This is a genomic window from Streptomyces sp. NPDC048389, from assembly GCF_040706335.1.
Lineage (GTDB): Bacteria > Actinomycetota > Actinomycetes > Streptomycetales > Streptomycetaceae > Streptomyces.
In genome coordinates this window covers 1-14,384 of record NZ_JBEZKP010000088.1, presented here as the reverse complement: position 1 = coordinate 14,384, position 14,384 = coordinate 1, and the positions used below count along the sequence as shown (strand labels likewise).

At 69.2% G+C, this 14,384-nt stretch carries 13 protein-coding genes; all 13 read right to left on the bottom strand.

Annotated features, from left to right (window positions below; translation table 11 throughout):
* Nucleotides 1–63: 63 nt before the first annotated feature.
* A complete protein-coding gene (locus AB0903_RS33055; protein ID WP_366708446.1) occupies nucleotides 64–1,596 on the bottom strand; it encodes a M28 family metallopeptidase in 1,533 nt (510 codons plus the stop codon).
* A 165-nt stretch (nucleotides 1,597–1,761) separates the two neighbouring features.
* Nucleotides 1,762–2,430 carry an HhH-GPD-type base excision DNA repair protein gene (locus AB0903_RS33050; protein WP_366708445.1) on the bottom strand — a complete coding sequence of 223 codons (669 nt, stop codon included), beginning with the start codon at nucleotides 2,428–2,430 and terminating at the stop codon, nucleotides 1,762–1,764.
* A 246-nt stretch (nucleotides 2,431–2,676) separates the two neighbouring features.
* Nucleotides 2,677–4,428: a lysyl oxidase family protein gene (locus tag AB0903_RS33045; RefSeq protein WP_366708444.1), complete on the bottom strand. Its 1,752-nt coding sequence runs from the start codon at nucleotides 4,426–4,428 to the stop codon at nucleotides 2,677–2,679.
* Nucleotides 4,429–5,357: 929 nt separating this feature from the next.
* Nucleotides 5,358–5,588, bottom strand: a complete 231-nt coding sequence (locus AB0903_RS33040; protein WP_366708443.1) for a hypothetical protein — start codon at nucleotides 5,586–5,588, stop codon at nucleotides 5,358–5,360.
* A gap of 930 nt (nucleotides 5,589–6,518) precedes the next feature.
* Nucleotides 6,519–6,746 (bottom strand): YozE family protein, encoded by a 228-nt coding sequence (locus AB0903_RS33035; RefSeq protein WP_366708442.1) that lies wholly within the window; start codon nucleotides 6,744–6,746, stop codon nucleotides 6,519–6,521.
* Nucleotides 6,747–6,936: 190 nt separating this feature from the next.
* Nucleotides 6,937–7,827, bottom strand: a complete 891-nt coding sequence (locus AB0903_RS33030; protein WP_366708441.1) for an HEXXH motif-containing putative peptide modification protein — start codon at nucleotides 7,825–7,827, stop codon at nucleotides 6,937–6,939.
* Nucleotides 7,828–7,884: 57 nt separating this feature from the next.
* Nucleotides 7,885–8,046 (bottom strand): hypothetical protein, encoded by a 162-nt coding sequence (locus tag AB0903_RS33025; protein WP_366708440.1) that lies wholly within the window; start codon nucleotides 8,044–8,046, stop codon nucleotides 7,885–7,887.
* Between the two features lie 81 nt (nucleotides 8,047–8,127).
* On the bottom strand, nucleotides 8,128–8,847 hold the full coding sequence (locus AB0903_RS33020; protein ID WP_366708439.1) for a phytanoyl-CoA dioxygenase family protein: 720 nt from the start codon (nucleotides 8,845–8,847) through the stop codon (nucleotides 8,128–8,130).
* Nucleotides 8,844–11,600 (bottom strand): radical SAM protein, encoded by a 2,757-nt coding sequence (locus AB0903_RS33015; protein WP_366708438.1) that lies wholly within the window; start codon nucleotides 11,598–11,600, stop codon nucleotides 8,844–8,846. The genes AB0903_RS33020 and AB0903_RS33015 overlap by 4 nt, the downstream gene beginning before the upstream one ends.
* Nucleotides 11,597–12,520 carry an NAD(P)-dependent oxidoreductase gene (locus AB0903_RS33010; RefSeq protein ID WP_366708437.1) on the bottom strand — a complete coding sequence of 308 codons (924 nt, stop codon included), beginning with the start codon at nucleotides 12,518–12,520 and terminating at the stop codon, nucleotides 11,597–11,599. Before AB0903_RS33010 ends, AB0903_RS33015 begins: the two co-directional genes overlap by 4 nt.
* Nucleotides 12,517–13,182 (bottom strand): TylF/MycF/NovP-related O-methyltransferase, encoded by a 666-nt coding sequence (locus tag AB0903_RS33005; RefSeq protein ID WP_366708436.1) that lies wholly within the window; start codon nucleotides 13,180–13,182, stop codon nucleotides 12,517–12,519. Before AB0903_RS33005 ends, AB0903_RS33010 begins: the two co-directional genes overlap by 4 nt.
* Before the next feature lie 5 nt (nucleotides 13,183–13,187).
* On the bottom strand, nucleotides 13,188–13,658 hold the full coding sequence (locus tag AB0903_RS33000) for an NUDIX domain-containing protein (RefSeq protein ID WP_366708435.1): 471 nt from the start codon (nucleotides 13,656–13,658) through the stop codon (nucleotides 13,188–13,190).
* Nucleotides 13,649–14,384, bottom strand: a 736-nt coding sequence (locus tag AB0903_RS32995) for an isocitrate lyase/phosphoenolpyruvate mutase family protein (RefSeq protein ID WP_366708434.1), incomplete at its 5' end; no start/stop codon positions are given. The genes AB0903_RS33000 and AB0903_RS32995, both read right to left, overlap by 10 nt.

The window sequence follows — 14,384 nt, the reverse complement described above, 5'->3', positions numbered from 1 at the left end:
GCGCGCCGCGGGCGTGGTGCCCGCGGCGCGCCGCGACGTACCGGTGTGATCGGAGAGGGGGTGTTACTCGGTCACCTCGTGGTCGTGCCCGTCGTGCAGGCCGCCGCCGCTGCCCGCGTCACCGTCCGTCGGGACGGTCGTGACGGGCTTGCGCAGGGAGCTGATGTCGTGTGCGTAGGTGCCGACGGCGTTGGCGATGATGCCGATGTTGACGGCGAACGCCTCCATGTTGATGTTGCTGAGGTCGTCGCCCGCCGCGTGGTAGTTCACGTCGTACGCGACGCCCGCCTCGCCGCCGAACTTCAGCGCCTGCGCCTCGGTCTTGATGCCCTCGGCGCCGGTGAAGGTGCCGCCGGACGGGATGCCGACCTCGATGAACGGCCCGTAGTCGGAGCGGCCCGTGAAGTCGGTGCCCTCGTGCGGGGTGCCCCGCTTGTCGAGGTACTCGTTGATGTCGCGCTCGAGCTGCGCGGAGCCGGCCGGGCCCTCGCCCGCGCCGACGCCGTCCGAGTCGTCGCCGTCGTAGACGAAGATCCCGTAGTTCGGCGACGCGATCATGTCGAAGTTGAGGTAGAGCTTGACCTCCTTCTTGCCCAGGCTGCTGAGGTTCGCGACGTAGTGCTCGGAGCCGAGCAGGCCGTTCTCCTCCGCCGACCACCAGGCGAAGCGCACCTTGTTGGTGGGCGACTTCTCCCGCTTGGCGAGTTCCTGTGCCACCTCGAGGAGGCCGGCGGAACCGGAGCCGTTGTCGTTGATGCCGGGGCCCGCGGTCACGGAGTCGAGGTGCGCGCCGAGCATCACCGTGTTGGCGGCGTTGCCCCGGCGGGTCTCCGCGATCACGTTGTTGGTGCTGCGCTCCTCCTGAAGCTCGCGGATCTCGAAGGAGACGTTCAGGGGGCCCTTCGCGACCTCCGCGGCGAGCTTCTCGCCCTCCGCCTGGGTGATGCCGCCGGTCGGGATCTTCGCGGACGCCTGGTCGCCCAGGGTCCCGGAGAGGGTGCCCTCGGTGTTGTTGTAGACGATCGCGCCGACCGCGCCGGCGCCGGCCGCGGCGGCCTGCTTGGCGGCGAAGGTGCAGCCACCGCGCTTGATCAGCGCGATCTTGCCGGTGAAGGTGTCCGACGCGTAGTCGTCCGCCTCGCAGCCGGTCGTGTCGTCCACCGGCACGGTGGCCACGTCGGCCTTGATGCCGCCCACCGGGGTGGACTTGGTGTACGTCATGGCCGCGATGTCGATGTCGCGGGGCGTCGGTGAGACCACGGAGAGCTTCTCGGCCAGGGTCTCTGTGTAGACGAAGCTGAAGCGCTGGTACGAGACGTCGTATCCGTACTTCTTCATCTGCTGGTACACGTACGCGGCCGACGCGTCGTGGCCGAGCGATCCGGCGGCGCGGTGGCCGCCCGTGCTGTCCGCTATCTGCTGGAACTTCTCGAGGTGCTCGTACGCGTCGTCCGCGGACGACTTCTGGACCAGCTTCCGTGCCAGCTTCGACGCGTCCTTCGCGGCCCGGTCGCCCGGGTCCGGACGTGCGGCGGACGGGGAGGCGGATGCCAGCAGGAGCGGGGTCGCGAGTGCGGCTGCGGCCATGGTGGCCACGGCTCTGCGATGGGTTGCCTTCACAGAGGTCCTTCCCGAGGTTTACGAGGGTTGAAGGGAAGTTAGCGATCTCTGCGGCCGCTGGGAACACCTGTGCCGCAACTCATGGCGCATTTCGCCCCATTGGCACGCGGAAGCCCTCCATCCACATGAACACGCTGTTCATCAAGGCTTCTTGGGCGGCTTCGCGGCCTTGGTCGACTTCGCCCCGCCGGCGGCTTTCGTCGCCTTCAGGGTCCGCGCGGTCTGCGCGGCCTTGGCCGCCTTCGCGGCGGCCTTCTTCTCCTGCTTGTACGCCCGGACCCTGGCCAGCGACTCCGGCCCGGTGATGTCGGCCGCCGACCGGTAGGAGTCCTCCTCGCCGTAGGCACCGGCGGCCTCCCGCCAGCCCTCGGGTTGTACGCCGTACTGCTTGCCCAGCAGTGCCAGGAAGATCTGCGCCTTCTGCTCGCCGAAGCCCGGCAGCGCCTTCAGCCTCGCCAGCAGTTCCGCCCCGCTCCGCGCGTCCGACCAGACGGCGCTCGCGTCGCCGTCGTACTCGTCGACGATGGACCGGCACAGCTCCTGCACCCGTTTGGCCATCGACGCCGGATAGCGGTGGACCGCCGGCTTCTCCGTCAGCAGTTCCGTGAAGGCGTCCGGGTCGTACGCGGCGATCTCGGCGGCGTCGAGATCGTCGGTCGCCAGGCGCTGCGTCAGGGTGTACGGGCCGGTGAACGCCCACTCCATGGGGATCTGCTGGTCGAGGAGCATCCCGATCAGGGCGGCAAGGGGACTGCGGCCGAGCAGTTCGTCGGCCTCCGGTTGCTGGGCGAGGTGGATCGTGGCTCTCATGCCCCGATGATCACCCGGTGGCAGGTGCGCCGCCAGTGAAGGAGCGGCGTGTGCACGGCGGACGTGGCCTTTCCGGGGTACGCGACGCCCCGGGCTTCCCCCGGGAGCGCCGTGCACGGCGAGAAGGCGGCCCGCCCGCGACAGCCCCCGGCCGGCGCCGCCCGCCGTGTGTCACCCACGCGGGCGGCGGACGTGCGACGCCGGCCCCGGGAGCATGTCCCGGGGCCGGCGTGCGTCATGCGGGGATCAGTTGGCGTCGACGAGGTGGTGGGCCGGCACCTTCACGGTGCGGGCGCCGGGCGTGCCGCCCAGCACGACCTTGCGGAGCGCGCTGTTGTTGTTGAGATTGGTCTCCTTCAGCCGCTTCTCCGGGTTGGCCAGCACCTGGATGTAGTAGGTGCCGTTGGGCAGGTCGGTGATGTCGAAGGACTGGCCGGGCAGGTCCTGGGTGTACGTGTCGCCGGAGCCCACGTCCAGCACCTCACGGACGGAGATCGAGTTCTCCCGGCCGCACGCGGTGGACAGGTCGGTGTTCTGCGGATGCCAGTTGGCGTTCTTCACCGTGTAGTCGACGGCGTCCGTGTTGGCCAGGCAGAAGGCTTCCTTGCCGCTGCGCACCGCTTCCTTCCGATCGGCCTTCAGGAGGCGGTAGCTGGCGAAGTCGGTGAAGTGCCAGTGCTCGTGTCCCGGCCGGGGGTCCCATTCCATGGTGCCGGTCGGCGTGTAGCCGACCTGCTTGCCCTTGGCGTCGTAGAAGTACTGATAGGCGTCCATCAGCTTCTTGCCGGGGGACCGGAAACCGTCCACGACCAGCTGCGCGGGGCCGGCGTTCCACACGTTGGCGCTGAAGGCCAGATAGTCCTTGCCGGGGACGTCGTCCCCGCCGTCGCTGATCTGGATGCCGTAGGCGGGCAGCGAGCGCAGGTCCGGCTTCGGCACGTTCGGCACGGACGCCTTGCCCGTGGGCCGCTTCGCGTTGGGCGACTGCGCCGGCGCCTGCCGGGAACCGTCGGTCTGTCCGGGCTCGTCCGCCGCCTGTGCGGCGGCCCTGAGGCCGGCCATCTTCACCGCCCACGGCACGGCGGGCGGGGCGGACGGGTGGGGGCCGTGACCCACGTTGAACGCGGGGCCCGCACCACTCGTGGGTGCCGCGGGCGCGGCCGTACGCATCGCGTCGTGACCGCTGTGACCACTGTGACCCTTGTGGCTGCCGGCGACGGAGTGGCCCGTCCCGTGACCTTCATGGCCTCCGGCGGCCGACGCCCGTGCGCTGCCCTCCTCCCAGCTGCGCTCGCGTACGGTCACCTTGATCGTCTGCGGCTTGTCCGCCATGCCGAACAGGTCGCGGTAGCGCTTCGTCACGGACACCTTGGCGGTGTACTTGCCGGCCTTGAGGACGACCGGGTCGGAGTAGTAGCCCGAGTACGTGTTGGATGCCCAGCCCTTCTCGACTCCCCACACCGAGCCGAGTGTGAAGGGGTTCACCGGACAGCTCTCCGGATACTTCGACTTGGCCGGGGCGTCGGGGCGTACCCGGCCGGAGGCGTTGTTCGGGCAGAACGACTCGTCCTTGGTCAGCACGGTCTTGCCGGCCGAGTCGGTGATCGTGACTCGCATGAAGCCGGGCAGCCCGGAGAAGTCCTTCACCAGTCCGGTCGGCAGGGTCTTCGTCAGGACTGCCTTGCCCTGGCGGATGACCTGGGTGGCGACGACCGGGTCCTTGTAGGACTTGCGAGTCACCTTGAGCTCGAGCGGGCCGTTCTCCGCGGTGAGGTAGGTCCCGAGGTCCAGATAGATCCCGGGATCCTCCTTCCACGAGTCGAGAGTCACCGACGTGGAGGCGGCGATCAGACTGAACTTCGGCTTGGTCTGCTTGGTCTGCTTGGTCCGCGCCTTCTCGGCGTCGGGAGCGGCGGCGACGACGCCGGCGGTGACAGCGAGCGCCGCTCCGGCGGCGAACACGGAACGCCACAGGCGGGCATGGTGGGATCTGGTCATGAATCCTCGTTGTCCAAAGTGCCTGATGGGACGGTGGATCAACAGCCCGCACACACAACCGGCCGCCCTGGTCCGAACGAGGCGGCCCCCCGTAGCGAAACTGTCTCCCGCCTGTGAGAGGCCGTGAAGGGCACTATGGGTTGTCCGGCGCCTTACGAGGGGCACATGGTTGACCGGAAACCGTCCCTCTTTCGCGGATCCGGCCGTCCTGCTCCCGATCCCGCCCGCGGGCACCGAGCGTGTGCTATTCCCCGCAGGTGCGCTCGGCCCGCACCGGCCCGTTCGAGCACGTACGGATCCAGGACGTTGCGGAGCCCCGGCGTAGATCTCGGCGTCGACAGCCGTGAGGTCGCCGCCGAGTCGGGCCGTGCCGGTGGCCTCAGGCAGCAGGCGGGCGACCTGCTGATGCGCCGGAGCGCGGGCGGTCCCGGCATGCCGTGCGAGATGTCGTGAACGTCGGACATGAACGAGACCGCAAGGGAGACCAGGGTATGCCGAGAAACCCGGCCGCTTGAGCGGTCCGGGGTTCTCGATTCGCCTGTTCCTGCGACTGCGGGGGATACGAGATTCGAACTCGTGAGGGGTTGCCCCCAACGCCCTTTTCACATGTTCGTCTGGGGGTTCCGGGCGGGACGGGGGCGTCCTGACCTGCGGCGGAGCGTCCGACGTGGCCTCGTCTGGACAGGGCCGGACGGGGGTGAATGAGACCCAAAGTGAGACCACCCGGGCGGCTCTAGCGGTGCAGCGTCGGGGGTGCGGCCGGGACGATTTGCCTGCCGCGAGACTCCCCGGCGCCCTCGAGCACCTTGCGCCAGTCCGTGTGTGCAAGCCACGCCTTGCCCATGAGATGCGAGGTTCAGACGACGAGGTCTGCCCAGCTGCGGCAGCGGTGGACCTCGATCGCGTAAGCGTTGGCGTTGGGCGCCGGGTCACAGACGGCGTGATGAACACGCCAGGGAGCTGGTTCTGGGTACGAGAGGAGGCTTGAAAAGGAGCAGGTCTGCAGCCTGTCTGTCGCTGGTTCGGCCTCCAGCTGCTTCCATGCGTGGGACGTTGATCGCGTGCTGGTCAACCTCGGCCATGTCGACCCAAAGGCTTCCCTCACTGTCGGCGACGGCGTGCTTGCATTCGTCGCAGATGGCGATCAGTTCATGCGCCATGTTTCGTCCTTGAGGTCCATGCCATCGACGGCGTCCGCACACGAGAACCATGCCTGCTAAAGGGGTCTCGGCCCACGATCCGACGGTGCTCGCGATCGACTTCTACGCTGCCGGCGCCTGGGCGCCACAGCGGCGCTGGTGCCGTTGACCAGTCTGGCACCTCGGGACGCAGAGCCTGGACGGCCTCCTCACCCATTCCGTGGTTCGCGCCACCACAAGAGCAGTCGCACGGCGTCCCCGGTGATGCTCCTGCGCAGCTCATCGAGCCGCAGAACGGCGTGCCGTCCTCGGCAGGATGCTCTCGGCAGAGCCTGGGTGGGCATGAGGTCTGCAGGTACCAGTCGAGGCACGCTATGCCGCCGGTGAGCTCGCGGTCGAGGACAGCGAGCATGACGGGAGCCATGTCGTCGAGTGTCGTGAGTGCGCTCCAGTAGGACACGGGCGCGGCGTTCCCGACGATGAAGTCCCGGTATCCAGATCCGAAGGTGCGTGCCGTGGAATGGTCGCTCACGGCACACATGTCGGTGCTGAGGCCGAGCGGGCGGTAGTCGCCGATCGCTAGGGAATCGTCGGACAGATGAGCCCAACGACTGCCGACCAGCCTGCACGCGAATCTGCCGCCTCGAATCTCCTCCCACTCGCGGATCATGCCGAGGAGGACGGTCCTCGTAGCCCGGCCGTCCGTAAGTCGTCGCTGGTTGCTGGGTGCCTTGACCAGGGCGCGAGTGACCGAGTCCTCGGCCTGCTGGGCTTGCCCTTTCTGGCAATTGGTTCTGTTGCGCGACGAGTTCAACTGGCTCCTCCCGGCGCCACGTAGGTTGTTGGATCGCACCGGAGACTTCAGTCGACGCGGCTGTAACTTGGCTGCTGAGGTCTTCGTGCGGCGGCCAAGATCACTGCCATCACCGCAAGACTTCAGTCCGCTGAGGCTCACGTCCGAACCCCCTCATAGCGGCTCCACGCCTCCTCAAGGGCATCCAATGCACCTTCGCAGGCGTTCATGGAGTCGAGATACTCGTTGTAGAGCTCGAACGACTCGGGTTCGCCCCCGGGCCATTCGGCGTCGTCCCGTACGTCGCGGGCGAGGTCGCCGATGGGTGACTGTTCGTCGACGTGGCGCATGAGCCAGGCTCGAAAATCGCTCGGTTCATTGGACATGTGTACCCCCAGGGCTTCGTGATGCCGACCTCTGTGACCGGAATCCCTTGCTCAACGCCTATCACGCACCGAAGTGTTCGGTGCGGCAACTGGAGTACCGAATGAGATCTTTCGTGCGTGACTGAAGTCTTTCGCGCAGGCCGAAATACGTAGTGGCGCACCGCGGGTCCCCACCGAACTTAGGCGGATGCTACGCGGGACCCACGACCTTGCCGACTGCGCGGCCGATGCGTTCACGGATTTCGTTTGCCGACACGTACGAGAGGGCCTGATCCAAGCACTCGGCAGTGGCAGCGAACTGGACCGCCTGCTGACGCAGGTGGGCGTCGAGGAAGGGTGCGACTGCGCCCGTGGCGCTGCGCAGAGCCTCTCGTGTGTAGAGCACGGTGAGGGCGAACGCCCAGCACGCATGGAGGAATCCGAAGACGGGACGGTCAGTGCCTCGCCAGGGCGAGAAGAAGGTGACGTCCGTGGGGAGGCGCACGTCGTGTGCTGCGAGGGCGTCGTTGAGCCAGTTGTGGGCGGCCTCGTGGATCAGGTCGCGGGCCAGGACCTGGGGGTGGGCGGTGTAGTCGGTGAAGACAGTGCCCGGGAGGCGGGTGATGGCCCAGCTGTGGAGGGTCTCGTCGAGTCGGCGACGGTTGAGCAGGCAGATGACGGGGGCGTGCTGGGCGAGCAGGGTCCCGAAGCCGTGCTCGGTCGCGGAGGCGGTGGCGGCACGAACGAGGCCAAGGGCCTCGGGTGTGGCGGGGCTGGTGTCGGGGCCGACGAGGTAGTACGCGGTTTCGGAAATCTCCGAGCGGAGCAGGTCCGTGGTGCGCGGATTGAGCACGATGTGCGGGCCGGTCGACAGGTGGGTCAGGTCTCCTACCGTCGTACGGCGGTACCAGTCGAGGCGGTCCGCGTCCCGGGCGCGCGCCGCGTGTTCGGCGCCTTCGAGCAGATGGTGGGCCACGGCGTAGTCGAGGGCGGACGAGCCGAGGCGGTTGGCGAGTACGGAGGTGATACGGCTGGTCCGTAGGCGCTGATGGTCAGCGATGCCACCGAGGGCGACCAGGGCTTCCGGGGAGAGAGCGCTCATCTGGGGCTCCAGGGGTGGAACGGGGCCGGACCGGGTCGGGTCCGGCCCCGTGGCGGGTCAGGACTCGGTGGTGGGCTCAGCGGTGGCGGGCTGCACCGTGGTGGCCAGCCAGGTCTCGGTGGCCGCGTTGGAGGTGTGCGCGGTGGTGCGCACGGGGCCGCTGTCGCGCAGGGATGCGACTGCCTCCAGGAACTCGTCGAATGTCTTGTCTTCTGCCACTGCTCGCTCTCTCCTCTGGTCGGGGCCGTGGGGTGTGGCTGCGGGGCGGGCCGCGGGGGCCAGTCATGGCGGGGAAGCCTCCTACTCGGAGACGAAGAGCGTGAGGAACTTGCGAACGCGGCCGGCGAGGACGGGTTCGGTGCCGTGGACGAGCTGACTGCCGAAGACCACGAGCGTGCCGGGAGCGAGTGCGACGCTCCATCGGGTGCGGGGCATGGTGCGGAACCAGGGGGAGGACATGTCCGTCCCTTCCTGTGCGAAGCGCATTCCCTGGGCGTAACCCGATCCGACCGGCGCCTCGTCGGCGGTCCAGACGGCGTCGCTGCCCGTGGTCTCCACGTAGAACGCGCCGCCGGTGTCGTCAATGTCCGTGAGCGTGACCGTCGCGGCGGCGATCTGGCGGGGACGGGCGAGGGGATCGGGAGCGATGCCATCGGCATGCGGGGAGATGTACTGACCGGGGCCGTATTCGAGATAGATCCACGGCCGGTGGCCGGTGACCGACGGCAGGGTGCGCGTGATAGTGGCCATGTGGAGCTTCAGGGCCTGGTCGAGGAGGGCGGTCGCCTCGGACGGGATGTCGGTCATCTCGATCCGGCCGGCCGGCTCGTAGACGTCCTGCGCCTCGGCGGCTGAGTGACCGGGGACCTCATGGATGGTGGTACGGCGAGCTGTGCCGTACCGGTCGCGCCCGAGGGAGCCGAGTGTGTCGTCCATGACGAGGTTGAGTCGCTCGATCTCGTCTGGCTTGAGGAAGCCCTCCACAGTACGAGTGGACAGAGTCTCGGCGATGTGGATCACTGGTCGCCTCCGCACGCGCAGGGGGTGGACGGCGGGGCGGAGGCGGCTTCAGCCAGGGCCACTGTGAGTACGTGCACCGCCTGGGCGAGGTCCTCGAAGTACTCGGCCGACGTGGTGCCGACAGCGGGCACGAGAGAGAGGTCGAGGGTCGGATACACCCGGCCGGTGGTGCGGCAGGCGAGTTCGCCGCGACCGAGGACCAGCGAACACGCGCCCGGCAGGAAGGACTCGGCTCGGCTGGCGGCACGGCACAGGCGTGCAGCTGTACGCGCGTACTCGGCGCGGTCGCGCGGCAGGATGCCGACTGAGAGGAACCGGGGCTCGGCTCCGGGGAGGTCTGCGTAGGCGTGACCCTGGCAGCTGTCATAGGTGACGGCCTTCCAGCCTGAGGTGAGCGAGTCGACGACCGGGCGGATGCCGGACTCGATGCCCTCGTACCACTGGGGATGGTGGGGGTCGAGATCGTCTGCCTCGTGCACGCCGGGCAGACCGACCGTGTTGATGTTCCCGTCGGCGCTGACCTGGAGACGCGCGGGCGTGCGGGGCACGGTGGGGTCGTCCCATTGGGCCAGGAAGGCGGCGACGTGGTGCATGTCGTTGGGGCGGACGGGACGCCAGCGCAGCCGGGAACAGGAGGCAGGGGGTGGGAGGTCCGGCTGAGCGAGCAGGGCGGCGACGCCGTCGATCAGACGCTTGCGGTGGTCGCAGTACGCGTCTTCGTCGCCTGCGGCGGCGAAGCGGAGGCGGACCGCCGGGCAGCCCGCGCCGCAGGTGTCGCGGTAGTCGCAGGTCGTGCACTCCGTGACCAGGGAGCGTGCCTGCCGGAGCAGGGGAGAGCCGCCCTGGGCGCCGGCCACGTCCGCCTCAGCGTGTACGTCACCGAGCGCGGCGAGGCGGGCCTGCGGCCAGGGCAGCTCGTCACAGCTTCCCAGGCGGTCATCGGGATAGAGGGTGAGGACGTGGTCGCACTTCAAGTGGGAGAAGTGGCAAGAACGAGTCTGCAGACCCTTCAGGCGGCGGATGACGGAGACGACGGGTTCCAGCTTGACGCGGCGGAACAGGCCGTCGGCGACCCAGTGGTGGGCGGCCTCCAACACGAAGTCGGCGTACTGACGAGGCGTGACGGCCCAGGCCGGGCCGGTGGGGCCGATGGCCCGTCGCTGGAGTGCCCGACTGGTCGGCGCACGGGATCCGACCACCGTGGTCGACCGGGTGACCGCCGCGTCGAAACACGGCACCAGGCTGACCGTCGTCACGGCGGGAAAGGAGGCGAGGTGCTCCATGACCTCGGAGGCCCGGCCGAGGACGTACGGGGTGACGGCGCAGATGACGCCGACACGGCGTTCCCGACGGCCGAGGAGTTCCAGGGCTTCGACCACTCGGGGGTACGTGGGGCGGCCGTCGTACCCGACGCGCCACGAGTTCCCCAGGGCGTCCCCGTCGAGGGAGAGGCCGATCTCCAGCTCCGGGCAGTGCCGCTCGAACAGGTCCAGCCACGCGTCGTCGAGCTGGAGGCCGTTGGTCTGGAGGCTCACGCGGATGACGTTCGGCTGTGCGGCGAGCGCGTCCAGGATCTCCGCGATCCGTTCCCGGCCGGCGGTCAGGGGCTCCCCGCCGTGGAGTTCGATGCTGAGCGGGCGCCCGGAGAAGATCGAACCGAGGCGGTGGACCTGTGCCGCGTTGATCCGGGCGCCGCCCGGTGACTCCTTGCGCTTCTCGAAGCAGTACAGGCAGTCGATGTCGCAGGTCTCCCCGCGGAGCTTGAGGATGACGGAGACCGCGGTGTCCGGACCGGTGCTCGACAGCGGGGCGTAGAGACTCTCCAGGTCGGTCGGGGCGGTGCGGGTGACGGGCATCAGAGGGACTCCCGAGGAGGAGAGGCGCGGTCTACGCGCCATCGGTGGAGACCGTGGACAGCCACCCGAGAAGCTGTCCGCCGGTGATGGGGATGTGGACATCGCCGCGGCGAAGGAACCACCCGTCGGCGTACCGCTGGGGCAGCCAGCCGGCATCGGGGGCAACCAGGTTGGGAGGCTCCTGCACCGGGTCGTCGACGGGCCAGCAGCCCAGGAGCGCTCTGGCCACGCGTCGCTGAACCGGACGGAACCACTCCCACGTTTCCGCGCGGGCCGGGTCGATCGACGGACTGAACTAGCGCCGGCAAGCAGCGGTAGCCACTTGTCGCCCAGGACCGGATGACCAGCCGCCGCGCACTCGAGCGCGGTGAGGCAGGTCTCCAGTTTCCGGCACACGACGCTGGCTGATTCGGCGAGGCCGTCCTCGACGAGGCCGGTCAGGTCCTCGGCCAGACTCGCAGCGACCTCGGCCTGGTCGGCGACCGCCCAGCGTCGGTAGCCCTGGCGCTCCCCGGGATCGAGCACCGGATCCCAGCGTCCGGAGTCGTACGAGAGAGCGGTGCGCAGACACATGAGGTCGCCCATCGAGGCGCGTACCCGGCGGAACGATCCGAGGTCGTCGCGGCGCACGTCGAAGGAGCGGAGCAGGTGACGGAGTTCCTCGGCCCGCTGCGGCGCCGTCGCCTGGAGGTCGACACGGACACCGTCCACGATGCGCGACTCCCACGCCGGAGGGGCGCCGTCCACGATGCCACGCAGGTCGATATCGCTCGCCGCGTGGGCGAATCCGCAGGCGAGGGCTCCCTCCAGCCAGACCTCACGAGCCTCGCCGGACGCGAGCAGCGCCTGGGCGACTCTGTCGGCGATTTCCCGGCGCAGTCGTGATGACGGGTTCACCGGGGGCCTCCCTTGATCAGGATCTTGTCGTCAGCGGTGATCTCCCTGAGGAGATCTATGGCCCATATGTCGAGCGCGCCGCGCACATCGGCACGCTGGGCTCCTATGTGAGGTGAGGCCAGGAGGTTGAGCGGCGTCGTGGAGCCGGTGAGGAGCGGCAGATGCTTCCGCTCGACCGGGTCGAGGGCGAGGCCCGAGAGTCTCCCGTCCGCCAGCGCCCGCAGGCAGGCGGCGACGTCGAGGGTCTCCAGCCGCCCTGCGCAGATGAGGAGAGGCCGCTGCGGAGCGACGCGTGCGAGGAAGTCCTCGCCGATGAGCTGTTCGGTCGTGGGGCGCAGCGGTAGAGCGATCACGTGTACCTGCGACCGCTCCATGAGCGCTGTCTGCGACAGCTCCCGCAGACCGGGAGGGTTCGACGGCCACGCGGCGAAGGCTGTGCGGCCCACATAGGGGGCGAGGGCCCAGTCGGCGGCCAGCCCCACCGGGCCCGCGCCCCAGATACCTGCGGCCAGGGTGCCGAGTGACGCACCCATGCACGCCTGCTTCTCGTGCTGGCCGAGCAGCAGCGCGTTCTGCCCCAAGGGGATCCGCCTGGCTAGGGCGAGGGCAGCGGCGAGGACCCACTCGCCCACGGCTCCCGCGCCGGCTTCGGCGTTGCGGTGCAAAGTGATGCCACGGTGCCGGAGGGCGCACATGTCGATGTGGTCGATGCCGGAGCCGGTCCGTACGACGTGCCGCAGGTGAGGGAGCGCGTCGAACTCCCTCTCGCCGAGACGGACGCCGGAACGCAGGACGAGCACGGCCGTGTCGGCGGGCAGAGGCGAGTCCAGGTCCGGCAACTCGTGTACGAGGACATCGGGCAGGGCGCGGCGGATCGCGCTCGCGTCCGCCGCACGGCGTAACACCAGGACAGCGCTCATCCGAGGATCTCCGGCTTCTCGTACCGGCCGAAGGCGAGATCGCCCTCGCCGACGACGACGGTCACGGGCGACGGCGCGCCGAAGTACACGTCGCAGGCGCGCTTCACCCCCGGGAGCCCGTCCCAGGCCCGCGGGTTGGCCGCCGTGTCCGCGTAGTCGTCGACGAGCAACACGCCGGTCGGCACCAGGCGGGTGACGCAGTGCGTGAGTCCCGTGAGGGTCGAGTCGTAGAAGTCGCCGTCCAGGTAGGCGAACGCGATCTCGTCGGGCAGCTCCTTGGGAAGGGTCTCGTCGAACCATCCCGGATGGATGACCGGTGCCGGCCTGCCCCAGGCCGCGTGTGTGGCGCGCACGTCGTCCGGGGACGACTGGAGCTCGCCCGCCGCCAGATGGTCCGAGTCCTCGGCGCCGGGCGCGGGCATGCCCTGGAAGGAGTCGTAGACGTGGATCTCGCGGTCGCGATCGCCCAGCGAGTCGAGCACTCTACGGATCCACAGGGCCATCGCGCCCCTGTAGCAGCCGAGTTCCACCACGGCTCCCGGCAGACCGCGAGCGGTCAAGTCGGCGAGCTCGTCGGCGATCACGCGGAGCCGGTCGGCACAGACCGTCCCGGAGTGCTCCCGCAGCAGCCACTCCCGCAGATCCTTCAACGTCGGATCCATGAAGGTCACCACCTGTCCACGAAGGGGTCGGCGAGCTCCCCGCTCAACGCCGCCGACAGCGGGCGGTTGATCCGGGGCAGCAGGTACACGTCGCCCAGACGTTCCAGCGGAACCCACTCGAAGCCCACCTGGATGGGGTCCGGCGGTTCCGGCATGTGCGGCTCGGCGTCGTCCACCTGCTCGGCGAGGAAGTTGAACTGAACCTTCTGTACGTGTCCGAACTCGCCCTGCCACGACTCGGGGACGTACTCGACGACGCACAGCAGACGCCGGGCCACGACCTGGAGACCGGTCTCCTGTGCGACCTTGCGGTTCATGGCCCGGCGCAGGTCCTCGCCGACCTGGGCTTTGCCGCCCGGGAGGTTGTAGTGGAACCCGGCCTCGTCGTCGTACGACAGCAGCAGGACGGCGCCGTCGCGCACGATCGCCGCTTTCACGGAGACACTGATCCGAGGCAGTTCGGGTGTCAGACGCACGACAGCGCCTCCGGTTCGCCGACGCGCATCAGGTCGCCGACCTCCGCGAGGGACCCCGCGACGGTGGAGCGGAAACTCCCTCCGCGCCGGAACTGACGAGCGGCGGCGCGCATACCCGCGAGGGCGGCACGGCTGAGCTGGTTCGCGTAGATGCAGAGGCGGAAGCCGGCCTCGCCGAGTTCGGCGGCGCTCAGGTCGGGGAACGCCGTGGGCACGCTGACCAGCGGCACGCCGTGACTCCACGCACGTCCGATGGCCCGCGCCTGATCACCGGTCGCGTCCTTGGAATGGATGAGTACCGCATCCGCTCCGGCCTCGGCGTACGCCTCGGCGCGGGCGATCGCCGTGGCCATGTCCTCGCCGGCGATCAGGGCCTCGGTGCGGGCCACGACCACGAGGCCGTCACCGGCGACCTTCCCTATGCGCCCCACCTGCTCGCACAACAGGTCCCGGTCGGCGAGGCTCTGGGCCCGGTGGGCCGCGAAGCTGTTGCACTTCGGGTACGCGCTGTCCTCGACACACACCGCTGCGGCTCCGGCGCGCATCAGGTCGTACGCGAACCGCTCCGCCGTGCGCACCGAACCGCCCGCGTTGTCGATGTCCACGATGATGGGAAGATCAGCGACACGGCCCAGTGAGTTGTGTGCATCGTGAAGTTGCAGGTCACGGGGCTGGTGTGCATGGGCTTCGGGGTGCTCGTGCTGGTCGGGGGCGTATGACTCCCGG